This window comes from uncultured Draconibacterium sp., assembly GCF_913060805.1.
Classification (GTDB): Bacteria; Bacteroidota; Bacteroidia; order Bacteroidales; family Prolixibacteraceae; genus Draconibacterium.
In genome coordinates this window covers 100,312-126,020 of the sequence record NZ_CAJXTC010000013.1, presented here as the reverse complement: position 1 = coordinate 126,020, position 25,709 = coordinate 100,312, and the positions used below count along the sequence as shown (strand labels likewise).

Below are 25,709 nucleotides of genomic sequence, written 5' to 3'. Positions count from 1 at the left end.
TGACAATTGGCAAAATAGCAGTAGGCAATTATACAATTTAGCAATTGATCAGTTTGTCAATCTTTCAACCGATAGAACATAATCTCTTCAGTATCGTCGGGCAGGGTAACGTGTTTTGTAAAACGTAATCCAAGTCTTTCCAATAGTCGTTGCGAACGAAGATTGTATTTTGCAGTGATTGCAGTTATGTTGGTTATTTTAAATTCTTCAAGGCCTACATTTTTAAGCTTTTCAGCAGCTTCAAAAGCATATCCCTGTCCTTCAAATTCCGATAGAAAGGCAAAGCCAATATCGATACCTTCCAGCCCATCGCGGTCGAAAAGTCCACAAGTGCCCATCATGGCTTTGTCGGTTTTCCGGATAACTACATAGTTCCCATAGCCTTCCTTTTTTAGCTGAGGATACATTTTTTCGCGAATGTAAGCACGTGCTTCTTCTTCAGAATAAACACCACGATCGCCAATGTATTGAAGCCACTTTTCAGAATTTAATAGCTGGTAAATAAACCTGGCATCATTTTCTTCGCAAGGGCGAAGAATTAAACGTGGAGTCTCAAAAGTTTTATAGGATTTTCCATCAATAATAACCGACATAATTTTCGTTTTTGTAAAGAAACAAAATTATGCCGGAATTAGTGAGGAGAGTCAGGTTCCTAACTCAATTTTTCCTTGAAAAAGTCTATTGTTCTGGTCCAGGCGAGCTTTGCTGCCGCTTCATCGTAGCGTGGAGTGGTGTCGTTATGGAAACCGTGGTTTACACCGGGATACATGTGTGCCGTATATTCTTTGTTGTATTTTTTTAGTGCTGCTTCGTAGTCCGGCCATCCTGCGTTAACGCGTGTATCCAGCTCTGCATAATGCAGCAGAAGCGGCGCTTCAATTTGTTTGGTTTGCTCTTCCGAAGGCTGACCACCATAAAATGGCACGGCCGCTTTTAAATCCGGGACTTCAACTGCCATCATATTCGAAATCCATCCGCCAAAACAAAAACCAACAACACCGATATTTCCGTCGCATTCGGGGTGTGATTTCAGATAATCGAATGCAGCAATAAAGTCTTGTAACATTTCGTCTCTGTCGCGTTCGCGTTGCATGGTGCGGCCATCATCGTCATTTCCCGGATAACCTCCCAGCGGACTAAGTGCATCGGGTGAAACGGATATGAACCCTGCTAAAGCCGCACGCCTGCCAACATCGGCAATGTGAGGATTTAAACCACGGTTTTCGTGCACAACCACAATCCCGGGCAGTTTTTTGGAGTTGCCTGTAGGTCGCGATAATTGGCCACTGATTTTTCCTCCACCTTTTGGCGATTGGTACTCAATTGTTTCTGTATTTAAACGCGCATCATCTGCTTTAATCTGAATTTTATCCTGGTAGTTGGGCATAATAAAACTCATGAGCGACGACACAGTTAAACCTCCAACGGCATAGGCCGAAAGTCGTTCAACAAATTTTCTGCGATCGATTCGGTTGTGAGCATAGTCATCGTAAAGGTCGAAAACCTCCTGTTTGATTTGTTCTTTCTTTATTTCTTTCATTGTTAGTTATTTATATTGAAATAACTAATGAAGTTTCCACTTTGTTCATAATCGTTTTATGGTTCTTTAAGTGCAGGATTACTTTTAAGTTTCAATAAAATGTTAGCAAAATGATTTACTTCAAACGAGAGGAAATGTCTATTCGTAAATAAATCTATTTTTGCGGCATCAAAAAAAAGAAAAACAGGGATGAGCACAAAGGTAGTTTTAGGAACAAAATTTTCGCCGTCGGCAACAAAAGTAATTTTGCTGGGATCGGGTGAATTAGGAAAAGAAGTGGTAATCGAATTTCAGCGTTACGGCGTGGAAGTGATAGCAGTTGACAGCTACGAAAATGCGCCTGCCATGCAGGTTGCCGATCGTTACTATGTAGCTTCAATGTTGGACGGCGAACGTTTGGCTGAAATTATCAGAACCGAAAAACCGGATTATATCATCCCGGAAGTGGAAGCCATTGCCACCGACAAATTGTTGGAGTTGGAGCAGGAAGGTTTTCATGTAATCCCAACCGCAAACGCGACCAGACTTACCATGAACCGTGAAGGTATCAGAACTTTGGCTGCCGAAGAATTGGGACTTTCTACCTCACCATACAAATTTGCCGGAACGAAAGAAGAGTTTGAAGCCGCGATAGAAGAAATTGGATTTCCTTGCGTGGTGAAACCGATCATGAGTTCGTCGGGCAAAGGACAAAGTGTGGTGAAAACCGCTGCTGATATTGACTATGCATGGAATTACGCACTGGAAGGTGCACGCGGAAACAGTGACCGTGTAATTGTTGAAGGGTTTGTTGATTTTGATTACGAAATTACTTTGTTAACGATCAGTCACGTTGGGGGTGTTTCATTCTGTGAACCAATCGGTCATCGTCAGGAAGGTGGCGATTACCAGGAGTCGTGGCAACCACAAGCCATGTCGGAAAAGGCATTGACCGAAGCGCAACACATTGCCAAAACTGTTGTGGAAGCGCTTGGCGGCCGCGGCTTGTTTGGCGTAGAATTTTTTGTAAAAAACGATACAGTATATTTTAGCGAACTTTCACCTCGTCCGCACGATACCGGAATGGTAACGATGATTTCGCAGGATTTAAGTGAATTTGCTTTGCATGTTAGGGCGATTCTTGGATTGCCTATTCCAAATATCAAATTTCACGGGCCATCGGCAAGTAGTGTGATCATGGTAAAAGGAGAATCAAAACAGGTGGCTTTTTCAAATCTGACAGAAGTTTTGAGTGATCCGGATACGCAATTGCGTTTATTTGGTAAGCCTGAGGTAAAAGGCGAACGCCGCATGGGGGTTTGTCTGGCACGGGCGAACTCGGTAAAAGAAGCTCGTGAAAAAGCTAATAAAGCAAGTAGTTCAGTTGTTGTTGAGCTTTAGAATAAACACTGAAAAACAGAAAACCCGGCTTTGAGGAACAAAGCCGGGTTTTTTAATGGTTTAGATTAAAGTCTGCCTTTTCTATTTTGTGTCACGATAAATTTGTTGCAAATCTTTTGCTTTCGATAGTGGTACCAGCTTAAATTCATAGCTGTACGCCTTTTCCAATAAACGATATTTGTCAATAGGACGTGCATTAATCGACCACGAATCGTTACCGCCAACACCGGCCATTTTATGGCTGATATTCACTGTTAAAGCATCTGCTTTTTCCAGTTCTGTTGGGTGTTGCGCCTCATGAATATTCTCCGCAGTGTAAGGCCAAACCGAAGTTTGGAGCGGTGTTTCGCCAAGCACCATCAATCCTGAGTTATTATTGGTAAGTGCCAGCCAGCGCACACAAGTGTGGTTACTGCTTTCCTGCGGTTTGGTGTAGTTGTAGTAGAAATCATCCACATTTCCGCTGTAAATATCGATATCGGCACCACCATTTCTGTCCGAATAATTTTCAAATGGACCTTTGCCATAAAAGCTCATTTGTTGCAAGCTGGTTGATACGCCCATATTCATTCCAACACGAATAGGCTCCGGCATTTCTTCAGGAATCGACAGATCAAATTTTACATCTACAGTTCCATCGTTGGCAAAAGTGTAGTTCAATTTTAAGCTCAACTCTTCGTAAGCTAATTCCACAGATATGCTGGCCGATGAAGCATCAGCATTCATATCTTTCACACTTAGCATTTCGGGAAGATCTTTCCAAATTGGAATGCGTTGTTGTGCCCTCCAACCGCGCTCATCGTTGTCGGTTAACGGCCGCCAGAAATAAGGTTGCAGCGCTGATGTGATTACTTGCTTATTACCTTCCTTGTAGCTCTCGATCAAACCACTGTTTTTGCCGATACTCACTTTAAAATCTTTACCGTTCACCACAAGCTGGTCATCGGTTTCGTCGAAAGTGATATCGTCGGAATCCATTTTTTTTGCAGTCGCTCCTGCTTCAACTGGAAGTTTAAATTGTTGTTTAGCCAGTTCGTGACCGGCTTTTGCCCAGTTTTTATCTTCTTTTAGCTGAACACTGATACGTAACCAATACTCTGCATTTACTTTTGGATTTATAGTTTCAAATGGAATTTCAACCACTTTGCTTGTTCCCGGATTCAGACTCAGTCCATCCAACGTTCCCGATTGAATTTCTGTTGCATCTTCGCTTAAAGTCCAGCTAACCTTGTATTCGTTCAGGTTTGCAAAATTAAAACGACTGAGTAGACGTACCAATCCATTTTCCAAATCAACAGCAGTTATTTGAACAGGTTGCATCACATATTTTGCTTCCCATGTTTGTGGTTTTGGAGTGCGGTCGGATGCAATTACTCCGTTCATGCAAAAGTTATTGTCGTTTGGCATGTCGCCCAAATCGCCACCATAAGCAAAAAATTCCTTACCGTTCTCATCAGTTGTCAATACTCCCTGATCGATCCAGTCCCAGATAAATCCACCTATAAGGTTCGGATAGCTATGCATCAAATCCCAGTATTCCTGGAAATTACCCAGCGAGTTCCCCATGGCGTGTGCATACTCGCACTCCATTATCGGACGACTGATGTACGGGCTTTTTGCCAGCGCTTCCAAATCTTCCAGGTTGGCATACATGCGGCTTATCACATCAACCCAAAGTGGATCGGTTGGGTTGGCGGTTCTTCCTAATTCTCTGTATTCAGGCGATCCGTAAGCTTTGTAATCTTTGTGCTCCGGTTGTCCTTGTGCACCTTCGTAATGAATAAAACGTGTAGGATCGAAATCTTTCGCCCAAGCGGCAGCACCGGCATGGTTTGGTCCTGTTCCCGACTCGTTACCGAGAGACCATCCAATAATAGACGGGTGGTTTTTATCGCGTTCAACCATTCGAACCACGCGATCCTGAAATGCCATGTGCCATTCCGACTGGTTGGTGAGGTAGCCCATTAATCCGTGTGTTTCAATATTGGCTTCGTCGAGCACATAAAGTCCGTATTTGTCGCACATGTCGTAGAAATACGGATCGTTAGGGTAGTGGCTGGTACGAACCGCGTTAAAATTGAAACGTTTCATCAGCAATACATCGTTCTCCATATCTTCGTGGGTAACTGATTTCCCACGCAGATGATCGTGATCATGTCGGTTAACACCATATAATTTTATGGATTTTCCGTTTACGTAAAGCTCTCCGTTTTTTGTTTCTATTTCGCGGAACCCGATTTTTGCAGAACGCGCTTCAACAACATTTCCATCGGCATCTTTTAAGGTGAGAACTACCGTATAAAGTGTTGGTTTCTCTGCTGACCAAAGTTCAGGGCTACTAATTTTTTCTTCCAGTAAACCGAAATACACATTGTCGCGTTGCGGGTATCCTTCGTAAATTATGGCGTCAACATCTTTGGTGATTGGTGCTTGCAAAACCTTGTTGTTTTGCGGACAAAACAATTCTGCTTCCAGCGTCCAGCCTTTTGTGTCAACATCGGCTCCACGTGTAAGTGTTGGTCGTATTTGCAGCAGTGCATCCTGGTAGTTGGCATCCAAACGGGTGCGGATAAAAAAGTCTTCAATGGCCACTTTTGGTTGCGCCATTACCATCACTTCGCGGTGAATTCCACTCATGCGCCAGTGGTCCTGGTCTTCCAGATAACTTCCATCGCACCAACGGAAAACCTGAACAGCAAGTTTGTTCTCTCCCGGCTGTACAAACTCTGTGATATCAAATTCGGCAGGCAAACGGCTGCCCTGACTGTAGCCTACTTTTTGCTCGTTTACATAAACAAACATAGCTGAGCTTACACCGCCAAAATGCAATACAATTTTATTGTCGTTCCAATCTTCCGGAATGGTAAAAGAGCGAACGTATGATCCTACCGCATTGTCGCGTGTAATAAAAGGTGGTTGCGGAACTATTTTTGAACCCACTTCGGCATAAAATCTACGGTAAAGTTCTTCAGTAGAAAGTCCTTCCGGAACATCGTAGTTTTTTTTGTACCAGGCAATCGGGTCTTCCTGTGCTTCGGCAGGCAACTCCGGACGGAAAGGATAGCCGGCACTAACGTAAATTGGCGTTCCGTAACCTTTCATTTCCCAGTTCGATGGAACTTCAATGTCATCCCAGCCGGAAACATCCTGCTTGTAAAAATCCAGCGGACGATCTTCCTCCTTTTCCACAAAATTAAATTTCCACGTTCCGTTCAACGAAATCATTCTCGAAGTTTCGCGATCGCAATTCAGGGCGTCATCAGCAGATTTATAGGAGTAGGAAGTGGCTCTTCCGGGGAGTTTGTTTTTAGCAATGTAAGCGGGATCTTCCCAAATTTTGTTTTGGGCAAAAAGGCTAGTGGCACAAAGACTAAGCGCCAGGATGAGCAGTTTTTTCATTTTAACGTAATTAAATTCGTTATCATTATTCAAGACGAGATAAAACAGGTTTACACCTATATTTTTTGGATGATTCGGGGGATTACTTTAGGATTTTGTTGCTTATTTATAAATGCGTCGTTCGTTCAACGCATCACGGTATTTTTTTGCATTCCGGTTGTGCTGACTCAGCGTTTTAGCGAAATTGTGGTAGCCCGAAAAATCTTCGCGGGCACACATATACAAGTAGTTGTGGTCTTCGTAATTCAGCACCGCATCAATCGAAGTTATTTCCGGAAAACAAATTGGCCCCGGCGGCAAACCCGCATATTTGTACGTGTTGTAAGGCGAATCAATTTCGAGGTGTTTGTTCAAAACCCGTTTAATGGAGTAATCGCCAACAGCATATTTTACGGTAGGATCAGCTTGTAATGCAATACCCTTATTCAGTCGGTTGATGTACAATCCGGCAACCGTTTTTAGCTCGTCGGGTTTTATGGTTTCCGATTGAACTATGGAGGCTAACGTAACCACTTGCTGAGGAGTTAATCCCATTTTTGCAGCTTGTTTTGTGCGGGTATCGTTCCAAAAACGATCGTACTCCGTTTTCATACGTTGAGCAAACTCTTCCGCCGATGTTGTCCAGTACATTTCGTAGGTATTCGGAATAAACATAGCGCGGAAATTTTCCTCGGTAAATCCCCAGTCGGCAATCTGTTGTTCATTTGAAAACAATTGTAATATTGAAGTTGAATCAGCCTTAATGTATTTGCTTACTTTTCCGGCCAGTTCCTCTTTAAAACGAACATTGTTGAAAGTGATGTCTACCGGCGACTGCGCACCACTTCGGAGCATATTCACCAACTCGTTGGTGTTCATTCCTTTTTTCAACTCGTAACGCCCCGGACGCATGTAATCGGCATATTTTTTCTTTTTGGCCACCCATTTAAAGGCTTTCATATTGGTTAAAACTTCGTCAGATTCCATTTTCTCGCTGATGCTTTTAATGTCATCTTCTTCGGTAACCAGAATTACATAATCGATTTTTACATTTTCTTCAAAAACATAGCGGTATAGCTGATATCCCCGCGCTCCGACAAGGATAAAGGCAATAGCAAAAAATATTATAATGAATTTCCCAACTCGCGGGAAAGTCATGGCACGGCTTTTCTGTTCAATCGACATAGTTCTATTTTGAATTCAGCTTCAAAGATAAAATTCTTTCAGATAGAGGAGAAAGATTGATATAAAGATTGAAGGAGATTGCGAAAATCAGCGATTAGTCACAACTAATGGCCAGTTGGGAGATTGCTTCTCCGCCAGCTGGCGGATCGCAATGACACGTATTTTATAGAATTGGGCAGCGGACAACAATACATTTTGCCGAAATGAAGTCTTTCATTGTCCGCTGCCGGGTAATTCCTACGAACTATGGCATTGCGAGGGAGGAACGACCGAAGCAATCTCATTCAATCCTTCAGCCCCTCAATTCATAGTCTCTCCTAACATTCCCTTAACCCAAGTTCTAAATAAGGGCAGTAGGAAACAATTTTATGCGCTGTCAGCCGAAATTCACTAATTTTGTGCGTGTTTCGAAAAATGATATAAAAACTGAAAATTATGCTACAAGTAAATCTTGCAGAAGATATTTATTATTTGGGATTTAACGACCGCCGTACTCACTTGTTTGAGAACATCTGGCCAATCCCGCACGGGGTTTCGTATAACAGTTATTTGATTGTTGATGAAAAGATCGCACTGGTTGATACCGTTGAGCGTGCTTTTATCGACGATTACCTTGATGCCATTGAAGAGATTATTGGCGACCGCGAGGTGGATTACCTGATCATAAACCACATGGAACCCGATCACTCGGGAGCTTTAAAAGCGATCGTTCACCGTTACCCGAATATTACGCTTGTAGGAAATAAAAAGACTTTTGGTTTTGTTGAGTCGTACTACATGAAACCTGAAAATGTACATATGGTACACGACGATCATGTGCTCGACCTGGGAAAACACAAGTTGCAGTTCCAGATGATTCCTATGGTGCACTGGCCTGAAACAATGGTGACATACGAAGAAACCAACCAGATTCTGTTCTCGGGTGATGCTTTTGGTAGCTACGGAACAATGGACGGTGGTATTTTCGACGACGAGATCAACCTCGATTTCTACGAAGTGGAAGTGATGCGTTATTTCACCAATATCGTTGGTAAATATTGTCCGCACACACAGCGTGCCATTAAAAAACTGGCCGGACTGGATATTAAAATGATTGCGGCAACGCACGGTCCTATCTGGCGCAGCGACCTGAACTGGATTTTGAAACGTTACAATAAATGGAGTTCGTACGATTTGGATCGCGGCGTGGTTATCGTTTACGGATCGATGTACGGAAACACCAAAAAAATGGCGGAAACCATTGCCCGTCAGATTGCGGTGCGCGGTATTAAAAACATCCGTGTTTACGATGCTTCAAAAACGCACTCGTCGTACATTATCAACGACATTTTTAAATACAAAGGATTTATTGTAGGTAGCGCGGCGTATAACAATGCGATGTTCCCGAATGTGGAAACACTGCTTACAACTATCGAGCACATGGCGCCGAAAGACCACTTACTGGGGATTTTTGGTAATTACTCGTGGAACGGCGGCGGTGTAAAAAACCTGAAAACTTTTGCCGAAAAAATTAAGTGGGATATGGTTTACGAACCAATTGAAGAAAAAGGTAATATGAAAGTTCAAACGCAGGAGGAGTTGATTAAACTGGCCGACGCAATGGCCGATAAACTCCTGGAAATGCCTGCTCCGGAAAAGATCTAATTTATTTTGTGAGATAAATCAAAAGCTGCTCTTCGGGGTGGCTTTTTGTTTTTATCCGGAAACCCATAACATAAACTTGATTCTATTGTTGTAATTAATTCAATGGCGTTTAGTTTATACAAATTTAAATATACCCCTAAATCCCCTAAAGGGGACTTGCGATGCTCCCCTTTAGGGGCTGGGGGTAATACAGAGGTAATATTTTACTAAAGGAATTGATAATTGAATAATAATTTTTCGCACAAATTTGAATAAGAAATGGCTACAGAAATTACAATTATACGACACGGAGAAACGATGTGGAATGTGCAGAAACGCATACAAGGGCAGCGTAACAGTAAGCTTTCTGAAAACGGGATTACGCAGGCCGAACTTGTGGCAGAAGCACTGGCTAAACGTGAGTTTGATGTGCTTGTTAGCAGTGATCTTGAACGCGCTGTGGAAACTGCAAAAATCATCAATAAACAACTTTCGTTACCGCATAAATATAACCTGAATTTACGCGAGCGTTCTTTTGGTATTTTCGAGGGAAAGGACTTTGCTGAAATTGAAGAAATGTACCCCGAAGAATATCGGTGTTATAAAGAGCGGAATCCCGAATTTGTGGTTCCCGGTGGCGAAAGCATTGAGCAAATGTATGATCGCGTAACCTCGGAAATTGAAGCTATTGCCCGTAAGTATAAGGATCATAAAGTACTGATTGTTTCGCATGGTTTGGTGTTGGAAATGATGATGTATCGAACCTTTAATTTAAGCCTGAATGAGCCACGTTCATTCTCCATAAATAATTCTTCCATCAGCTCGTTTTACATCGACGAGGACAATTGGTTTTTAAAAGAATGGGGCGTAATTGAGCATTTGGTTTCGTTGAATGTACTGACTGAACTATAATTACTCCTGGAAATCATAAATCTTGTCTGCGAACATCTGCGTAATCAGCGAGCAATAAAAGTTCTCGCAGATGTCGCTGATTTCGCAAATTATTCAACCTCACCAGCTTTTTTCAACGATAAACGTGATGAAATCGGGCCGATAATTTCATGAATTAGTGCTGCACCGATTACTACACCAATTATCATCGAACCGGTTTCATTAAAAACTGGATCTTTGGTGAGCAACAACGCCAATCCAATTACAATTCCTCCCTGTGGAATTAATCCGCCTGCTGTGTATTTTTTCACTTTCGGGCTGGTGCTGAAAAGTAGTGAACCACTGTAGATGCCTGTAAATTTCCCGATCATCCGTGCGATGATGTAAATAACGATGAGCAAATAACTGCCGGTAATTGATGATAATTGCAAATGCAGCCCCGAAAGCGTAAAAAAGATCACAAAGATCAATTCGTCGGTGTAGCGTTCGATGAGTTTAAATATTTTTTCCGAGAGCGGATTAAAATTGGCAACAACAGCTCCCAACGCAATGGTGGAAAGCAGTGATTCGAAGCCAAAATATTCCGAAATTCCGTAGCTCATTAATATGGCTCCAAATGTTAACACGATTAGGGTTCCTTCTTCCTGTTTGCTAAAAATTTTGGTGATGAGTTGAAATACGAAACCAGCAGCGGCGCCGATAAGAATAGCTCCGCCAACATCAATTCCCAAATCCAATATGGTTTTGCCAATATTGATATCGGTGCTACCCAAAAAGAAGGCGGCAAAAGCGGTAACGAGTGTGTAAATTACAATTCCCACAATATCGTCGAAAGCGGCAATTTCGAGCATAGTTGAGCTTACCTCTCCTTTGGCTTTGTATTCGTGAATTACGGCCAGCGTTGCCGACGGATCGGTTGGGGCAGCCAACGACGCCAAAACCAAACTAACGGCCAGTGCTACGCTCGTAGATTGGAAAGTTGGCAGAAAAAAACGAAGGCTGAAAAACATGAACAGGAACACCATTAAAAAAGCAAACAGCGACTCGAATAAGGTAAGAAAGAATATAGTTTTTCCGGTGGCACGAAGTTTTTTCGCCGATAACGATCCGCCAATTGAAAAGGTGATAAACGATAAAGAAACCGATAGCAGTGGATCGGTGTGCCCAACAAATTCATTCGACATTATTCCCGACAGATCGGGATTGAGAAGAATTCCTGCAAGGATGTACCCCGATATTTTGGGGAGTTTTATTTTTTCGGCGAGTTCGCCCAATAAATATCCGGTGAAAATTAAGAGCCCAATACTTAAAATTACGTTCATAAAAAGTTGTTTTTAGCGGTCTTTTTACGGGCCATTATAACATAACCATTCAGCTCGCAGATGGTTTTCGGATATGCGGTTTATTCAATTAGAAGTATGGCAATCCGGTTCATGTCGCCAGGATTGTTGGCCACCACATTAATTTCCATTCCCACTTTTTGTACGGTTTGGTACACATCTACCGCAAAACTTTCTGGGCTGGGCCGCGCGTTTCTTTTGTCGTGGCAGTCGAGGCGGTTGCCCGAGCAGTCGTTGCATAGCGTGCAACAGGTTTGGTTTAGCAGAAAAGCTTTTGGATGGCCCAATAGAAAAACAGCGCGTTCAACGCCCAAAAGTTTGGTGGTCATTTCCCGCGACCAGTCGGATGGATAGGCGTCTTTATCGGCAAATTTATTCAGTTTAATAACCAGTGCACTTTTGTATTCTTTAAAAAAACGTTCACACTCGTCAACCGAAGGCGTATTGGGCGGGCACGAACCAAGACCATAATCGCTACAGCCAAAATAACACTTTACGCGTACCCACTGCGCAACAACAATTTCTTTCGGATCGATCCATTTAAAATCGGTAAGTTCCTGTTCTTTGAGTAGCTCTTCTATTTGGTTTTTGTAAGTCATTTTTGTTGGTTTGATATTCGTGAAGGACTAATTTACTTCTCCCGCAATATCTTCTCCATCTTTCTTCCTTTTGCCAACTCGTCAATAAGTTTATCTAAATACCTTACTTGTTTGGTCAGCACGTTATCAATTTCTTCAATCCTATATCCGCAAATTACTCCCTTAATTAGTTCGGCATTTGGATTTAAATTCGCTTTCTCGAAGAACGTTTTAAATGTCACCTTCTCATCGATCATTTTCTGAAGGTCCGTTTCACTAAAACCGGTCAGCCATTCTATTACCTGAAGCAGCTCTTCTTTCGTTCTTCCTTTTTTCTCCACTTTTGTTACGTAGTGAGGATAAACTGCTGCAAATGTCATTTCTGCTATTCGTTTGTTATGCTCCGGTGTAGTTTTCATCTGTTTAATATTTTCATCTAATTTTTGGATTCGAATAAAAATGATCAATCTAACCGAGTGCAACATCCAACAACATCATGGTGGCAAATCCTACCATGGCTCCAATGGTCGACAAATCGGTTTCGTTGCCTCGTTGCGATTCGGGAATCAGCTCTTCAACCACTACAAAGATCATCGCACCGGCTGCAAACGAAAGCGCATAAGGAAGTAGCGGTTCGATGGTTAAAACCAGGTAAGCTCCCAGTACTCCGGCCATCGGCTCAACAATTCCTGAAAGTTGTCCGTAGTTAAAAGCCTTCCATCGTGAGAGACCTTCGCGGCGCAACGGAATAGAAACCGCAGCTCCCTCGGGGAAGTTTTGCAGTCCGATTCCCATGGCTAAAGCTATGGCTCCGGTAAGAATCCCCATGTCGGGGTTATTGGCCAGTGCGCCAAAAGCAACGCCCACAGCTAGTCCTTCCGGAATATTGTGCAAGGTTATGGCCAGCACCAAAAGTATGCTTCGCTGCCAGGTTGTCGGAATACCTTCAGCTTTATCGATTGATAAACCAAGGTGAAGGTGTGGCAGAATTTTGTCGATGATCAACAGGAATGCACCTCCCGCTAAAAAACCAATAACTGCTGGCTTCCATGGTAGGTCTCCTTGTGCTTCTGCCATTTCGATGGCCGGCTTTAACAGCGACCAGAAACTGGCAGCAATCATTACGCCTGCTGCAAAACCGAGCATCGAATTCAATATTTTTTTGTTAATCGATTTAAAGAAAAACACCATGGAGGCTCCGGCTGCGGTTAACAACCAGGTGAAAAGTGTAGCACCCAGAGCCAAAAGTACCGGACTATATTCTAATAATTTATTCATTTGATTTTTGTTTCAATTTTATCGAATAGGGTAAAACAAAGCTAATAAAAATATTGTTTAGCGTTTTTAGCCGATCGCGCAATAATCAATGAATTTGGCTATTTTTAATGATGAGGTTTGATCCTTCTACCCATTATTTTGGCGGCGGTATATAACGAAATTCCAAATTGCAAGAATAAGGAGGCAGAAAGCCATGAAAAATCCTGCTAGATAGAAATCCGAGGTTGCCAATCGCAATGCCAACAACAAACTACCGACAGAAATAATTCCTGCCATTATCGCGTAAGTTTTGTTGTTGTAGTACCATGCATATGGGAAAAAATGCGCGCTGGTGATTATGGCGTAGGTCATCAGAAAATAATCGGGGTGTTTTAGTAGTACAAATATCAGAAACGGGAAATAAAATAACTGGGCAAAATTCAACCACAAACCCAGTGGTTGCAATGGATTATCCGGGATTTTCCAGCTTGTTTTTAGCAATTTGGATAGGCCAAAAGCAAATGGAAGCAGGAAACTTCCGGCAATAAATGTAAAAACGCTTCGATCGTATGCCGAAAAGGGGAGTGTCCAAATAACGGCAATCATGCACCAGATAATTGTTGCTGCCAAAATAAAATCGATTCCGTTTTTTGCTTTTGCGCCTACATCGGCTCGTAGCGCGTCGAGTTGTGTCTTTGTCATCATGTGTTTTGTTTATGAAATTAGTAGTGAAAATTGCATACGAATTGCTGAACCGACGTTTTTCAACGAGGTGATCAGCTAATTTCTATGTTGATTGACCTATTGCTCCAGCAGGTCTTCCCTCAATCTTTTGATTTCGTTCAGAGCTGTCATTTCGCGACGAATTGCAGAGCGGATAAAATAGCTGAAAATAAGCGCCGCCAGAATATACGATAGGTCGATAAGAATAAGTAACCACAAAGGAAACCAGTGACTGAATTCGGGTGTGAGCATATAAAATCCGACGCTGTAAAAGATGATAATGGTAATGGTTACTGTGCCGTGAATCTTCTTACGGAAACTGTAATAGCGGAGAATTGAGTCGTTGTTTTTTAATGCGGCTTCGCTTAAATCAATTCGTTTTGCATAAAACATGCTGGCCAGTTCTATCGCTATGCGGAGTAGGATACTTCCACACATCAGCACTTCTCCAATATGGCTCAACGTGAATTGAAATTTCGCTACCAAAAGGAAGTACGCCAGCAGTGCGAGAACGACCACAACCAAAATGCTAACGTTGGCCAGTTGTGTTCGTGTGGTACTTCGTTTTTTTTGTTCAGCAAGTTTTATAATGGTTGATGAATCAAGACTGTTTTGCACAGACGTTTTGTCCTTCTCCCACAATTGTTTTATGTCGTTAAATTCAGTTTGCATTGTTCAAATGATTTTTCAGGTTCTTTTTAATTCTGTGAATTCGCACGCGTAAATTTCCGGAGCTAACTCCCATTACCTGTGCAATTTCGTCGTAATCGATCTCGTTGAGCACCATCATAATAATCAGCCTGTCAATTTCGGGTAAAAGCCCAATTGCAGCGTACAATTTTGCAATTTCCGATTCAAGTGGCTGCGAGTCGTCGGTGTGATTTTGTTCTATCGTTTCGATGGGGATATTCGCCTGCTCTTTTTTGTTTCGCAGGTAATTCAGACAAGAGTTTACAGTAATTCGGTAGATCCAGGTTTTGTGCGAAGAGTTGCCTTTAAAACCGGGCAGGGCATTCCATACGTTTATAAATACTTCCTGCGCCAGGTCTTTTGCCAACTCCTCGTGCCCTTTCATATAACCACGGCACATCTGCAGCACCATCGGATGGTATTGTTGATATAGCTCTTCAAATTGTATTTTGTGCGCTCTGCTACTCATTCCGTTCAAGTAATTTCCCCTTTGAACCTAAAAATTTGAATTTGTTACAATGATTGCGAAAAAAAAGTAAAAAAAATTATGTTTTGTTTTTGTCCATGTTTGAAAATAAGACTAAGGGGTTTATTTAGTGCTATTTAAGCGTTTTCTATCGATCTTCCCATTTTCGGTACGTGGAAGTTTTTCGATAAAATGGATGTCTTTTGGCTGTTCGTATTTTGAAAGAAGTGTGTCGCAGTGGCTTTGAATGATGGTTTTAACGTCATTATCAGCCAGACCTTCAACCAGCAAAATTATTTTTTCGCCAAGATTCTTGTCCGGTACTGATCCTATTGCATAGGGAAGGGGCATATTCTTTGCCAGTTTCTCTTCAATTTGCTCCGGTAGAAATTTGATGCCTCCGGAAATGATGACGTTATCAACGCGGCCCAGTACTTTAAAATGATGACTATCTTCTAACTCTCCCAAATCGTTGGTTTGAATGGCTCCGTTTTCAAGTCCCGGCATCAAAATGCGAATGCAATCACGTTCATCCAGTTCAACAGAAATACCATCAAGACATTGGTAGTAGTCGGTTTTGTTGTTGCCATTTAATTTTCGCAGAGCAATGTGAGTTGCAGTTTCTGTCATGGCGTAACTCGAATAGCACTGTGTTGGAATTTGCTGTAGCTGCTCTTCCAAAGGTTTAGGTACTGCTGAGCCTCCGATCAACAGGTTTTCGATGTTTTGCTCCGGCAGAGCCAGGTATTTTGTTACCTGGTTAATTACCATCGCAGCAAACTTTATGGGTTTATCAGTTTGCAAGTTTGTAAAGTCTGATGCCGGATCGACCAGGTGCATATCGAGTTTGCCGATAAGTGCGCGCACGGTCATCAGTTTGCCGGCGATGTATCTACTGGGCAAACAATGCATAATGCGGTCACCTTTTTGTAAATCAAAAAAGCGAATAGTGCGCAATGCACTGACCGCTACAAAATCTTTTGTGAGTTTTATGGTTTTGGGCGTTCCGGTACTGCCTGATGTTTGAACTTCGATGTAATCATTAGCATTGTACCATTCCTCCAAAAAATCCAACCAGCTTTGTTTCCACTGGGTGTCGGATTTTTGTTGAAGTAACTCTTTTACGCTTTCCGATTGCCCGTTTATGGTAATATGTGACGGAAACAGTTCCATTACATTTCAAATGATTTAGCGGTGTTGAACCACAGTTTTTCGCCACGAATTTCAAGCGGTGAAGAAACGTTGTTGGTAAATAACTGACCGGTTCCTAGTCCCTGGTGCATTGATGTGTTCTTTGTAAAAGCCCACTGCGCAATGGCATTTAAACCGATATTCGACTCGAGGTAAGAAGTAATCCACCAACCAATATAACGTTCTTTAGCCAATTCAATCCATTCGTCGCAACCCGAAATGCCACCGTGCAAACTTGGCTTTAAAACCAGGTACTGTGGTTGAATCGTTTCGAGTAGTTGTATTTTTTCTTCTCTCTTATTGACTCCGATTAACTCTTCATCAAGAGCAATGGGCAGGGGAGTGGTTTTACACAATTCAGCCATTTCATTCCATTGTCCTGCCTGTATCGGTTGTTCAATGGAATGAAGTTGTAATTCTGCAAGTCTCTTCAGTTTGGCAGGAGCCCAATTGGTGTCAAAAGCACCGTTGGCATCCACCCGAAGAATAATTTCATCGCTTGAGTAACGTTCGCGAATAGCTTTTAGAAGTTCCAGCTCCTGCTCAAAATCTTTCGCCCCGATCTTTAATTTTATACATCGAAAACCGGCTGCCAATTTTTCTTCAATCTGGCGCTGCATGTTGTCGATCTCGTTCATCCAGATCAATCCATTTATTGGAATACCTGCTTTCCCACTAGTAAAAGCTGATGGAAATGGGTCTCTTTTTCCGCCATTTTTTAAATCGAGCAGAGCAGATTCCAAGGCAAATTTCAAAGACGGCAGATCTTGTAGTAAGCCAATATTATTGATATAAGGCTCAGGATCGTTACATATTATTTCCAACTGCTCTTCAACTTGTTCTGGCGTCTCCATGCTCAATCCGGGAAGTGGTGCACATTCTCCAAGTCCTGTTACACCATTCTCTTCTAAAAACAGATACCAAACCGTGCGCGTTTTTAACACTCCGCGCGATGTACCGGCCGGTTGTTTAAAATGCAGCTCATATTTTTTGTAGCGCGCTTTTATCATGATAATATCAATCCGAGCGAAAAAAGTAAAGTTAACGCCAAAGTTTGCAGTGCCAGTCGTTTTAAAAATGGGTCAAGTTGGCGACTGTCTTTAATTCTGAATATTTTTACAAGGTCGATTATTGAAATCGGTAATACCAAAAGAAATAACCACTGCCAGGCTGTTTTTTGCTGCTGAGCAGTAAAAACGATCAATGCCAGCCATCCCATTAAAATAATGGAGGTGTGGTAAATTCGACTTTTGAGCGGCCCCAGTTTTACTGCAATCGTAATTTTCCCTGATTGTTTATCGTTTTCAATGTCGCGTGTATTGTTCAGGTTTAAAACGCCTGTGCTGAATAACCCCATGCTAATGGCCGGCAGCCAAACAGCGGTTTCGATTACATTGTTGTGCAGATAAAAAACACCGATCACGGGCAGCAATCCAAAAAACAGAAATACAAACAAGTCGCCCAGACCAATGTAGCCGTACGATCGTTTGCCTGCCGTGTAGAAATAGGCGGCTAAAAGTGCCAGTATTCCCAGCCCGATAAACACAAAAAATGCAGTTGGACTGTGGTGCCATGTTCCAACAAAAACCAAAATAATTCCCAACAGAAAGCTTAGTCCGGTAACTACAAACATTCCGGTTTTCATTTCTTTGATGGTAATCTCTCCGCCTTGCATCGTTCGTGTTGGCCCCAAACGCTGATGATTGTCGGTACCTTTCTGGAAATCGCCATAATCGTTGGCAAAGTTCGAGAACACTTGTATTAATGTTGCCGTGAGCATTGCAAGTGTAAAAACTATCCAGTTAAACCCATGCCAAAATGCTGCCAGTGCCGAGCCCATAAGAATGCCCGACAATGCCAGTGGCAGGGTGCGTAACCGTGATGCTTTTACCCAACTTTTTGCTGTTGCCATACTTGATTCTGGATACTAGATTCTAGATAATTGATACTGGATGCTAGATACTCGTAACTCGTGTCTCGCAACTTTATTACGGAAATTTTGGGTACTTCTTAAAGTCCGGTTTGCGTTTTTCAAGAAAGGCATGTTTTCCTTCTTGTGCTTCCTCGGTAAGGTAATATAGTAAGGTCGCATTTCCGGCAAACTCCTGGATTCCGATCTGTCCGTCGAGTTCCGCGTTTAATCCCAGTTTTAGCATGCGTAGTGCCAGCGGACTGTGTTCCTGCATTTTTTGTGCCCAGGCAACAACTTCATCTTCCAGCTCATCGAAAGGAACAACTTTGTTTACCAGTCCCATTTCAAGTGCTTCGGCAGCTGAATACTGACGGCACATAAACCATATTTCACGGGCTTTTTTCTGTCCCACAACACTGGCGAGGTACGATGATCCTAATCCTGCATCGAAGCTACCAACCTTAGGCCCGGTCTGGCCAAAAATGGCATTTTCGCTGGCTATACTAATATCGCAAACTACATGTAGCACATGACCACCACCAATGGCATAACCGTTCACCATGGCAATTACCGGTTTTGGCATACTGCGAATTTGTTTCTGTACCTCAAGAATGTTCAGTCGAGGAATACCATTTTCGTCGATATAACCACCTGTGCCTTTAACATTCTGGTCGCCACCCGAGCAAAAAGCTTTGTCGCCGGCGCCCGTAAGCACAATTACATTTATGCGCTGGTCCTCGCGACAAATGTGCAAAGCATCGCTAATATTATTTACCGTAGTTGGGCGAAATGCATTTCGCACCTGCTCGCGGTTAATGGTGATCTTGCCAATTCCATCGTAATAATCGAAAAAGATATCCTCGTATTCTTTAATGGTTTCCCATTGTCTTTTTGTACTCATTATATGTTGTTTTTGTTGAAGTTGTTTAACGTTAAATCTGCAAACTGCGAGCAACATCTTGATCCCATTGGACTTCAGCTAATTTTTCTTCCGTAGCTATGGCTATGCAAGAAAAATGGAGCTTTGCCACTGTGAATCAATATGTCACTCTCGAAATTCCATATTAACATTAAATAACTTCATTGTTTTACAAACTTAAAAAGGCCCCGGAATGTTTTTGTGTTCACTTCTGCATCGGTGAAAACTTCCAGGATTGTTGGTTTTTTTCTTGTTGGGGAATATAACTCAGCAAGTGAATTTTTTAATTCTGTTTCATTATCAGCACTTAAGTAATCCAGCCCAAAAGTTTGAGCAATGCCTTGGGCTTTGAATTTATTTTCGGCATAAAAATGCTGGTTAAAAGCAGGCGATTCACCCGGTCCCTTTATCAGACTGAAAATATTTCCGCCGCCGTTATTGATTACGATAATCCGTAGATTTTCTCCAAGATAATTGTTCCAAAGCGCATTCGAATCGTAAAAGAACGACAAGTCGCCGATTAAAACAGTATTAATTTTTTCAGATGCAGACGCATAACCCACTGCGGTTGACATTGGCCCGTCGATTCCGCTGGTACCACGATTGCTTAAAAAAGTGGTATTTTTTGCCCCGTCAGCAATTAATGCATAACGAACAGGAGAACTGTTCCCCAGGTGAACAACCGAATTTTCAGGAATTGATTCCCCAACTTCAGCAATGACTTTCAGATCAGAAAACCGACTATCTGAAATATATTTATCCCGAAGTTGATTGACTCTGTTTTCTTTGTTTTTCCATCGTTGCAGATATTCCGGGTTTTTCTCACTCACTTCAGGAAACAATTGTGTGAAAAAGGTTTTAGCATCGGTTTGCACAATTTCGGTTAGCGATTGGTAAGTATCGTAATGATCGTTGGCCGGCGAAAGGTGCCAGTGTTGTGTAGCTTTGTTTTTACGCAAAAATTGTTTCAATGCTTTTGAAACAAAATGCCCGCCAAAGGTGATTAGAATCTCCGGTTGAAAATCAGCCGGAACATCTTCTAAAATAGCCGCCATCATCGTATCGATACTTCCACAAAAACTGTCATTATTCAGGTTTGCCAGATGTTCTTTTAAAACAACGGCACCGGTTTTTTCAATAAACGCTGCCAAAAGTTTTTCCAATTCCGGATCAGGATTTTGTTGCCCGGCTAAAATCAGTACTTTCTTTGATGCATTTAACTCAGCAGCAAACTTATTCAGACTTGCTTTATCAATGTCTAAAACTGATTCATTAGTATCGATCGCTTTTATTATCGGTAATTCTTCATTCAGCAAATCATGCAACGGTTCCTCCAGCGGAACATTGATATGCACCGGCGCAGGTTTCCCCGAAACGGCTGCATTCAGGCACTCGTTTATTTCGCGTGCCGCTTGCCATAGCTCGGTTTCCGATTCTTCCAATGGAAGGTTGTATTCTTTTTTTACAAAGTTCGAATAAATCCCTTTTTGGTTGATGCACTGGTTTTCGAGCTGGTCGATCCAGTATTCCGGACGATCGGCAGTGATTACGATCAGCGGAATATTTAAATAAAAAGCTTCGGCAATTGCAGGTGCATAATTCAATGTCGCCGTTCCCGAGCTGCAAACAATGGCAACCGGTTTTTGCAGCGCTTGTGCTAAACCCATCGCAAAGTAAGCTGCACTTCGTTCGTCAACAACATTACGGCAATTAAATAGACCACTTCCCATAAAAGTATTTATCATTGGACCGTTTCGCGATCCGGGAGAAATAATCACGTCGTTGATTCCCTTCTGATAAAGAAGTGCTGCCAGTTGTTGAACGTGTTTTTTAGTCGAGATCATTCTGTCGTATAGCTTCTATTGCCGATAACAAGGTTTTTGCTTTGTTGTTGGTCTCTTCCCATTCTTCTTCGGGAACCGACCGCGAAGTAATTCCGCCACCTGCATAAAGCATGTATTTTTCCGGAATTATTTCCATGCAGCGCAAATTTACAAATAATCTTACTGAATCTTTTAGCTGCCACGGACCAAGAAATCCGCTATAGTACCGCCTGTCGTGTTTTTCGATGGTACTGATGAATTTATCGGCTTTTGATTTTGGGAAACCACAAACTGCCGGCGTTGGATGCAACTCGGCAATAAAATCACCAAGACAGTCGTCCAATTTCTTTTTGGCAAACAGAAAACTGGTGAACAGGTGTGCTACTTTTCCGCTTTCCAGTGTTTCGGGGCCGCGTGTGGTGTAGCGGTGAATATCAAATCGATACAGCAAATCTACCAGGTAGCGCGAAACAAAGGCTTGTTCTTCAATGTCTTTGGTGCTCCAACCGTATTCCGTTCCTGAAACACGGGGTTGTGTTCCTGCCAATGAAACGGTTTCCATCGTTTTGCCTTCCGATTTTAATAGAATCTCCGGAGTGGCACCCATCCACAAACCGGCTTTTGGCAGATTTACCATATACACAAAAGCGTTAGGCGTTTGTTCGAATAGTTGGGTGTACAATTTCCCCAATGATTCATTTTTTCGTTCTGCCGGAATAATTCGCGAAACAATGGCTTTTGCCAGTTTTGTATTTTTTATGGTGTTAACAGTCTGCTCAATATCTGATAAATACTCGTCTTTCTCAATCACATAGTGCGATGTGTAGTTAGCCTGTTCTTTTTGGCAAACTTTTACATCATCCATATTCAGCTTAAGGATTTCCTCAATACCCGTTTTGTAAATATCAGGTTTTAAGAGAATCAGCGGCGTTTCTTCGCTGATGTGATAAGGCGCAAAAACAAATCCTTCCTGCCCGTTTAAGCGGCTTACCTCGTTCGGATAAATCAAAGCTTCCTGACATGAAATCAGAAGCTCAAGCGTTTTGTCGCCGGGCACCGACCAGAGGGCAAAAGAGCAGTTAAGCGTAACGAGTTCGTCGATCAGATGTATTAATCTTTCGTTATCGGTCATTCTTTTCAGTAATCATATTGGTAACACGTACGGATGAAATCAATCTCCCTTCTTCATTGCAAATATCAACATTCCATACATGCGTTTGTTTGCCCCGATGAACGATTTTTGCAACCGCCAACGCCTTGCCTTTTTTTAACACGCCTGTGTGGTTGCCGTTTACCATAATTCCGAGCACTTCATAATCGTTCATGTTAACCAATAACATGCTACCTAATCCGGCCAGTGTTTCGCCCATTGCAAGGTTGGCTCCGCCGTGTAAAATGCCTCCCGGGCGCGAATTTTTTGCAGAGAGATCCAACATTCCCTCAACTCTTCCTTCCTCAATCTTTGTGATCTCAATTCCGAGGCTCCCAACAAGTGTGTCTTTTATGGCCTGGTTGATCAACTCAACCGGCGTATCGAATGATAATTGTGTAAAATCCATAGTGCTATCCTAAAACGAGACTAAAATAACGGATAGTTTTCGAATATTGCCAAAATGGCTTTTGTAATTTTTTATTGGTTTTCGAGATCGACGAGATTAAGGACGAATTTAGCTCAGATATAATGTTAAACAGCTGCCATAAATTTTTTACATTTGTTTTTCTAAATCAACTTAAATAGATCCAAATGAGTATTTCCAGAAGAAATTTTTTATACAAATCAACCGCGGGAGCAGTGGCTGCTGCAAGTATTTCAAGTATCGTTTCTGCCTGTGTTGCTGAACCGGAAAAAAAGAAGGAATCAATTTTTGCGAAAGGCAACACGGTTTTGTTTCAGGGCGATTCGATAACCGATGCCGGGCGCGACAGACAAAATGAATCGCCAAACCGGGCATGGTCGTTCGGAAATGGTTATGCGCTGTTGGCCGCTTCTCAACTATTAAATACGTATCCTGAGGAGCAGCTTACCATTTATAATCGTGGAATCAGTGGAAATAAGGTGTTCCAACTGGCCGATCGTTGGGATAAAGATTGCCTGGAATTGAAACCGGATGTGCTGAGTATTTTAATTGGTGTGAACGATTACTGGCACACACGTGATGGTAATTATGATGGCACGATTGAGATTTATGAGAATGATTACCGTGCTTTGTTGAAACGTACACAGGAAGCTTTTCCCGGCGTAAAATTGGTTTTGTGCGAACCATTTTATGTGTTAAAAACAAGTGCGGTTGACGAAACATGGATTGAGCCGATGCAACAATACCAGGTGGCTGCGAAAAAGATCTCAGACGAGTTTGGAACCATTTGGGTGCCATTTCAGAAAGTATTTGATGAGGCCATTAAACACGCGCCGGGAACTTACTGGACACCCGACGGAGTGCATCCATCAATGGCCGGTGCCGAATTAATGGCCGCGGCCTGGCTGAAAGCTGTTGGTGAATAAATAAGTTAAATTTCCAATATCCAATTTTGGGTACTTGATTATTCTAAATTGGGTATTGGAAATTTTTATGTAATCAGAGTTAGACTTTCCCGGAAATTGGTTTCAAAATCCTTTTTTTGTACATAAGCGATAAAATAACTCCCCTCGAAAACATAAAAAGCAACATTCCCATCCAAAGCGCATGATTATTCCAAATTGGGTTTAAGAAATAATAGACAGGTGCAAAAATCAGAAAGGTTGAAACCAACAAGCTATTTCGCATTGCCCGCGATGCTGTTGCTCCGATATAAATTCCGTCCCAGATAAACGAACCAACACTGGCAATCGGTATTAATACCACCCAAATTAGAAACTGCTGAGCTGTTTGAATTACATCTTGCTGGGAGGTGAGCAGTTTTAAAATGAAATTAGTGCCCGTTAAATAGAGTAGGGTAAAAGTAAGTGCCAGTCCCAATCCCCAACACAGCAAAAGTTTTACAACTTTCTTTAAGTTTTCAATTTGTTTGGCACCTATAAATTTTCCTACCAGCGCTTCGCCGGCAAAAGCAAAACCATCAATAAAAAAGGAGAAGAACATTAAAAATTGCAGGAGGATTGAATTAACGGCAAGTACAGTGTCGTTAATGCTGGCCGATTTCGAGGTGAAAAAGGTAAATACAACGATAATACAAAATGTGCGGATGAAAATATCGGAATTTACCTTGAAGAAACTCGATAGAAATTTAAGGTCGATGATACCGGCTTTGGTGACTTTAGGTAACATGCCCCGGTATTTTTTCATCAACAAAATTACGGCAGTGACCAAACCAACATATTGAGAAATGGCCGTTCCTAAAGCCACTCCATCTGATTTCATATCCAAGCCAAAAACAAAAAATGCACTCAGCACGATATTTACAATATTTACCAGAATGGCAATAATCATCGGGTAACGCGCATTTTGCATTCCCAAAAACCAACCACTAAATACAAAAAGGCTTAAGGCGGCAGGTGCTGCCCAAACACGGATTCGGAAATAAGCTTCAGCAAGTTTTTCAACTTCGGGGCTTCCGCCAATAACCTTAAAACTTCCCCATGCAATAGGGGACTGTAGTAAAAGGATAAATACGCTAATAATAAAAGTTAGTATCAGGGCGCGAACCAAAATGGTAATTGCTTCTGCCGGTTTTTTTTCGCCAAAAGCCTGCGCTGTAAAACCGGAAGTACTCATTCGTAAAAAGCCAAATCCCCAGTAAATGATATTAAAAATCACGCTACCCAACGAAATAGCACCAATGTAAACTTCAGAACCAAGATGCCCCATTAAAGCCAAATCGATGAGTCCCAGCAACGGAACAGTTATGTTGCTGATAATATTGGGTATGGCGAGTTTTAATATGCTTTTATTCATGCGTTTTTTGTGAGTTGGCAAAGGTAACATTATTGATTAGGCCATTAAACAGATAAAAGTAAATAAATATTTTTCCTTCTCTTTTGGCTTGCAGCTGCTGGCTTTTTAGCCTGATTTTATGGTTTAATTCATTGAAGTTCTGTATTTATTAGTTCCTTCTATGAACAATAAAGGATTTCAATGTGTTTTATTATTCGAAGATTTGGAATAATTCTAAATAGCGTATATTTTTGCTAAAGAGAAATAAGAATATTTAAATCTTTTAAATAATATAAAATGGCATTTGAATTACCAAAATTAGGATACGATTACACGGCACTGGAGCCACATATTGATGCAAGAACAATGGAAATCCATCACAGTAAGCACCACGCAGGTTATACAACAAACCTGAACGGGGCTGTTGAAGGAACTGATCTTGCAGGAAAATCGATAGAAGAAATTTTAAGTGGAGTGTCTGGTCAATCCGTAGCAGTACGTAACAATGGTGGTGGTTTTTTCAACCACAATTTGTACTGGGAAGTAATTGCACCGGGTGGTGCACCGGCTCCGGAAGGAGTTTTATTAGACGCAGTAAATGATTCATTTGGAAGCATAGAAAATTTTCAGGAAGCCTTCACCAAGGCAGCTTTGACTCGCTTTGGGTCAGGTTGGGCATGGTTGGTTCTTCAAAACAATAAGCTGGTGGTTTCGTCTACGCCCAATCAGGATAATCCGCTGATGGATGTGGCCGAAGTTCAGGGAACTCCAATTTTGGGGATCGATGTATGGGAACATGCATATTACCTGAACTACCAAAACAGACGTCCGGATTATGTGAATGCATTCTGGAATCTCATCAACTGGGATGAAGTCGCCAGGCGGTTTAAAGGTTAGTTGATTTTTGGTTTTTTCCCCGGAGCAGAGGCTCCGGGGTTTTT

General features: G+C 42.0%; 24 protein-coding genes. 5 read left to right on the top strand and 19 right to left on the bottom strand.

The genetic code is table 11. The features are described 5' to 3' along the window. Positions 1-56: 56 nt before the first annotated feature. Positions 57-593 (bottom strand): GNAT family N-acetyltransferase, encoded by a 537-nt coding sequence (locus QZ576_RS10210; RefSeq protein WP_297096730.1) that lies wholly within the window; start codon positions 591-593, stop codon positions 57-59. A 59-nt stretch (positions 594-652) separates the two neighbouring features. Further along, positions 653-1,540 carry a dienelactone hydrolase family protein gene (locus tag QZ576_RS10205; protein ID WP_297096727.1) on the bottom strand — a complete coding sequence of 296 codons (888 nt, stop codon included), beginning with the start codon at positions 1,538-1,540 and terminating at the stop codon, positions 653-655. A gap of 189 nt (positions 1,541-1,729) precedes the next feature. Here QZ576_RS10205 and purT point away from each other — a divergent pair, with 189 nt between their 5' ends. After that, complete coding sequence (purT, locus tag QZ576_RS10200; protein WP_297096725.1) at positions 1,730-2,920, top strand: formate-dependent phosphoribosylglycinamide formyltransferase; 1,191 nt, start codon at positions 1,730-1,732, stop codon at positions 2,918-2,920. Positions 2,921-3,001: 81 nt separating this feature from the next. Here purT and QZ576_RS10195 read toward each other — a convergent pair whose 3' ends face one another. Together QZ576_RS10195 and mltG are read right to left on the bottom strand one after the other, a co-directional pair. Next, positions 3,002-6,319 carry a glycoside hydrolase family 2 TIM barrel-domain containing protein gene (locus tag QZ576_RS10195; protein ID WP_297096723.1) on the bottom strand — a complete coding sequence of 1,106 codons (3,318 nt, stop codon included), beginning with the start codon at positions 6,317-6,319 and terminating at the stop codon, positions 3,002-3,004. A gap of 102 nt (positions 6,320-6,421) precedes the next feature. After that, a complete protein-coding gene (gene mltG, locus QZ576_RS10190; RefSeq protein ID WP_297096721.1) occupies positions 6,422-7,483 on the bottom strand; it encodes an endolytic transglycosylase MltG in 1,062 nt (353 codons plus the stop codon). Between the two features lie 435 nt (positions 7,484-7,918). Here mltG and QZ576_RS10185 point away from each other — a divergent pair, with 435 nt between their 5' ends. Together QZ576_RS10185 and QZ576_RS10180 are read left to right on the top strand one after the other, a co-directional pair. Beyond that, positions 7,919-9,127: an FprA family A-type flavoprotein gene (locus QZ576_RS10185; protein WP_297096718.1), complete on the top strand. Its 1,209-nt coding sequence runs from the start codon at positions 7,919-7,921 to the stop codon at positions 9,125-9,127. A gap of 258 nt (positions 9,128-9,385) precedes the next feature. Further along, on the top strand, positions 9,386-10,018 hold the full coding sequence (locus QZ576_RS10180) for a histidine phosphatase family protein (protein WP_297096717.1): 633 nt from the start codon (positions 9,386-9,388) through the stop codon (positions 10,016-10,018). A gap of 89 nt (positions 10,019-10,107) precedes the next feature. Here QZ576_RS10180 and QZ576_RS10175 read toward each other — a convergent pair whose 3' ends face one another. From QZ576_RS10175 to QZ576_RS10110, 14 genes are all read right to left on the bottom strand, one after another. Further along, positions 10,108-11,319: a cation:proton antiporter gene (locus QZ576_RS10175; protein WP_297096715.1), complete on the bottom strand. Its 1,212-nt coding sequence runs from the start codon at positions 11,317-11,319 to the stop codon at positions 10,108-10,110. An 80-nt stretch (positions 11,320-11,399) separates the two neighbouring features. After that, the gene (locus QZ576_RS10170) at positions 11,400-11,936 is read right to left on the bottom strand and encodes a DUF2284 domain-containing protein (protein WP_297096713.1); all 537 of its coding nucleotides are present in this window, start codon (positions 11,934-11,936) and stop codon (positions 11,400-11,402) included. 32 nt (positions 11,937-11,968) lie between these two features. Then, on the bottom strand, positions 11,969-12,334 hold the full coding sequence (locus QZ576_RS10165) for a DUF2200 domain-containing protein (RefSeq protein ID WP_297096711.1): 366 nt from the start codon (positions 12,332-12,334) through the stop codon (positions 11,969-11,971). A 49-nt stretch (positions 12,335-12,383) separates the two neighbouring features. Beyond that, positions 12,384-13,193, bottom strand: coding sequence for a ZIP family metal transporter (locus tag QZ576_RS10160; protein ID WP_297096709.1), 810 nt, complete (start codon positions 13,191-13,193; stop codon positions 12,384-12,386). A gap of 126 nt (positions 13,194-13,319) precedes the next feature. Then, positions 13,320-13,877 (bottom strand): hypothetical protein, encoded by a 558-nt coding sequence (locus tag QZ576_RS10155; protein WP_297096707.1) that lies wholly within the window; start codon positions 13,875-13,877, stop codon positions 13,320-13,322. Between the two features lie 96 nt (positions 13,878-13,973). Continuing rightward, positions 13,974-14,567, bottom strand: a complete 594-nt coding sequence (locus QZ576_RS10150) for a hypothetical protein (RefSeq protein ID WP_297096705.1) — start codon at positions 14,565-14,567, stop codon at positions 13,974-13,976. Then, positions 14,557-15,054: a sigma-70 family RNA polymerase sigma factor gene (locus tag QZ576_RS10145; RefSeq protein WP_297096703.1), complete on the bottom strand. Its 498-nt coding sequence runs from the start codon at positions 15,052-15,054 to the stop codon at positions 14,557-14,559. The genes QZ576_RS10150 and QZ576_RS10145 overlap by 11 nt, the downstream gene beginning before the upstream one ends. Before the next feature lie 120 nt (positions 15,055-15,174). Further along, positions 15,175-16,224: an AMP-binding protein gene (locus QZ576_RS10140; protein WP_297096701.1), complete on the bottom strand. Its 1,050-nt coding sequence runs from the start codon at positions 16,222-16,224 to the stop codon at positions 15,175-15,177. Continuing rightward, entirely contained in the window at positions 16,224-17,252 is a 1,029-nt protein-coding gene (gene menC / locus QZ576_RS10135; RefSeq protein WP_297096700.1) for an o-succinylbenzoate synthase, read from the bottom strand. Before menC ends, QZ576_RS10140 begins: the two co-directional genes overlap by 1 nt. Further along, the gene (locus tag QZ576_RS10130) at positions 17,249-18,154 is read right to left on the bottom strand and encodes a 1,4-dihydroxy-2-naphthoate polyprenyltransferase (protein ID WP_297096698.1); all 906 of its coding nucleotides are present in this window, start codon (positions 18,152-18,154) and stop codon (positions 17,249-17,251) included. Before QZ576_RS10130 ends, menC begins: the two co-directional genes overlap by 4 nt. A gap of 76 nt (positions 18,155-18,230) precedes the next feature. Then, positions 18,231-19,055 carry a 1,4-dihydroxy-2-naphthoyl-CoA synthase gene (menB, locus tag QZ576_RS10125; protein WP_297096696.1) on the bottom strand — a complete coding sequence of 275 codons (825 nt, stop codon included), beginning with the start codon at positions 19,053-19,055 and terminating at the stop codon, positions 18,231-18,233. 179 nt (positions 19,056-19,234) lie between these two features. Beyond that, positions 19,235-20,917: a 2-succinyl-5-enolpyruvyl-6-hydroxy-3-cyclohexene-1-carboxylic-acid synthase gene (gene menD / locus QZ576_RS10120; RefSeq protein ID WP_297096695.1), complete on the bottom strand. Its 1,683-nt coding sequence runs from the start codon at positions 20,915-20,917 to the stop codon at positions 19,235-19,237. After that, positions 20,904-22,028: a chorismate-binding protein gene (locus QZ576_RS10115; RefSeq protein WP_297096693.1), complete on the bottom strand. Its 1,125-nt coding sequence runs from the start codon at positions 22,026-22,028 to the stop codon at positions 20,904-20,906. Before QZ576_RS10115 ends, menD begins: the two co-directional genes overlap by 14 nt. Continuing rightward, entirely contained in the window at positions 22,018-22,455 is a 438-nt protein-coding gene (locus tag QZ576_RS10110; RefSeq protein WP_297096691.1) for a PaaI family thioesterase, read from the bottom strand. Before QZ576_RS10110 ends, QZ576_RS10115 begins: the two co-directional genes overlap by 11 nt. A gap of 185 nt (positions 22,456-22,640) precedes the next feature. On the opposite strand from QZ576_RS10110, the gene QZ576_RS10105 reads away from it, so the two are divergent. Next, positions 22,641-23,399, top strand: coding sequence for a GDSL-type esterase/lipase family protein (locus tag QZ576_RS10105; RefSeq protein WP_297096689.1), 759 nt, complete (start codon positions 22,641-22,643; stop codon positions 23,397-23,399). 79 nt (positions 23,400-23,478) lie between these two features. Here the strand turns inward: QZ576_RS10105 and QZ576_RS10100 are convergent, their stop codons facing one another. Further along, the gene (locus QZ576_RS10100) at positions 23,479-24,789 is read right to left on the bottom strand and encodes an MATE family efflux transporter (protein ID WP_297096687.1); all 1,311 of its coding nucleotides are present in this window, start codon (positions 24,787-24,789) and stop codon (positions 23,479-23,481) included. Positions 24,790-25,065: 276 nt separating this feature from the next. Here QZ576_RS10100 and QZ576_RS10095 point away from each other — a divergent pair, with 276 nt between their 5' ends. Next, positions 25,066-25,665 (top strand): superoxide dismutase, encoded by a 600-nt coding sequence (locus QZ576_RS10095; protein ID WP_297096684.1) that lies wholly within the window; start codon positions 25,066-25,068, stop codon positions 25,663-25,665. Positions 25,666-25,709: the final 44 nt, after the last annotated feature.

Coding starts and splice junctions, on each gene's coding strand:
- QZ576_RS10185 (WP_297096718.1), top strand. CDS start 7,919: ATGCTACAAGTAAATCTTGCAGAAGATATTTATTATTTGGGATTTAAC.
- QZ576_RS10210 (WP_297096730.1), bottom strand. CDS start 593: ATGTCGGTTATTATTGATGGAAAATCCTATAAAACTTTTGAGACTCCA.
- QZ576_RS10195 (WP_297096723.1), bottom strand. CDS start 6,319: ATGAAAAAACTGCTCATCCTGGCGCTTAGTCTTTGTGCCACTAGCCTT.
- QZ576_RS10165 (WP_297096711.1), bottom strand. CDS start 12,334: ATGAAAACTACACCGGAGCATAACAAACGAATAGCAGAAATGACATTT.
- QZ576_RS10145 (WP_297096703.1), bottom strand. CDS start 15,054: ATGAGTAGCAGAGCGCACAAAATACAATTTGAAGAGCTATATCAACAA.
- QZ576_RS10155 (WP_297096707.1), bottom strand. CDS start 13,877: ATGATGACAAAGACACAACTCGACGCGCTACGAGCCGATGTAGGCGCA.
- QZ576_RS10095 (WP_297096684.1), top strand. CDS start 25,066: ATGGCATTTGAATTACCAAAATTAGGATACGATTACACGGCACTGGAG.
- QZ576_RS10140 (WP_297096701.1), bottom strand. CDS start 16,224: ATGGAACTGTTTCCGTCACATATTACCATAAACGGGCAATCGGAAAGC.
- purT (WP_297096725.1), top strand. CDS start 1,730: ATGAGCACAAAGGTAGTTTTAGGAACAAAATTTTCGCCGTCGGCAACA.
- QZ576_RS10115 (WP_297096693.1), bottom strand. CDS start 22,028: ATGACCGATAACGAAAGATTAATACATCTGATCGACGAACTCGTTACG.
- QZ576_RS10160 (WP_297096709.1), bottom strand. CDS start 13,193: ATGAATAAATTATTAGAATATAGTCCGGTACTTTTGGCTCTGGGTGCT.
- QZ576_RS10110 (WP_297096691.1), bottom strand. CDS start 22,455: ATGGATTTTACACAATTATCATTCGATACGCCGGTTGAGTTGATCAAC.
- QZ576_RS10170 (WP_297096713.1), bottom strand. CDS start 11,936: ATGACTTACAAAAACCAAATAGAAGAGCTACTCAAAGAACAGGAACTT.
- QZ576_RS10180 (WP_297096717.1), top strand. CDS start 9,386: ATGGCTACAGAAATTACAATTATACGACACGGAGAAACGATGTGGAAT.
- QZ576_RS10205 (WP_297096727.1), bottom strand. CDS start 1,540: ATGAAAGAAATAAAGAAAGAACAAATCAAACAGGAGGTTTTCGACCTT.
- menB (WP_297096696.1), bottom strand. CDS start 19,055: ATGAGTACAAAAAGACAATGGGAAACCATTAAAGAATACGAGGATATC.
- QZ576_RS10105 (WP_297096689.1), top strand. CDS start 22,641: ATGAGTATTTCCAGAAGAAATTTTTTATACAAATCAACCGCGGGAGCA.
- QZ576_RS10100 (WP_297096687.1), bottom strand. CDS start 24,789: ATGAATAAAAGCATATTAAAACTCGCCATACCCAATATTATCAGCAAC.
- menD (WP_297096695.1), bottom strand. CDS start 20,917: ATGATCTCGACTAAAAAACACGTTCAACAACTGGCAGCACTTCTTTAT.
- QZ576_RS10175 (WP_297096715.1), bottom strand. CDS start 11,319: ATGAACGTAATTTTAAGTATTGGGCTCTTAATTTTCACCGGATATTTA.
- QZ576_RS10150 (WP_297096705.1), bottom strand. CDS start 14,567: ATGCAAACTGAATTTAACGACATAAAACAATTGTGGGAGAAGGACAAA.
- mltG (WP_297096721.1), bottom strand. CDS start 7,483: ATGTCGATTGAACAGAAAAGCCGTGCCATGACTTTCCCGCGAGTTGGG.
- menC (WP_297096700.1), bottom strand. CDS start 17,252: ATGATAAAAGCGCGCTACAAAAAATATGAGCTGCATTTTAAACAACCG.
- QZ576_RS10130 (WP_297096698.1), bottom strand. CDS start 18,154: ATGGCAACAGCAAAAAGTTGGGTAAAAGCATCACGGTTACGCACCCTG.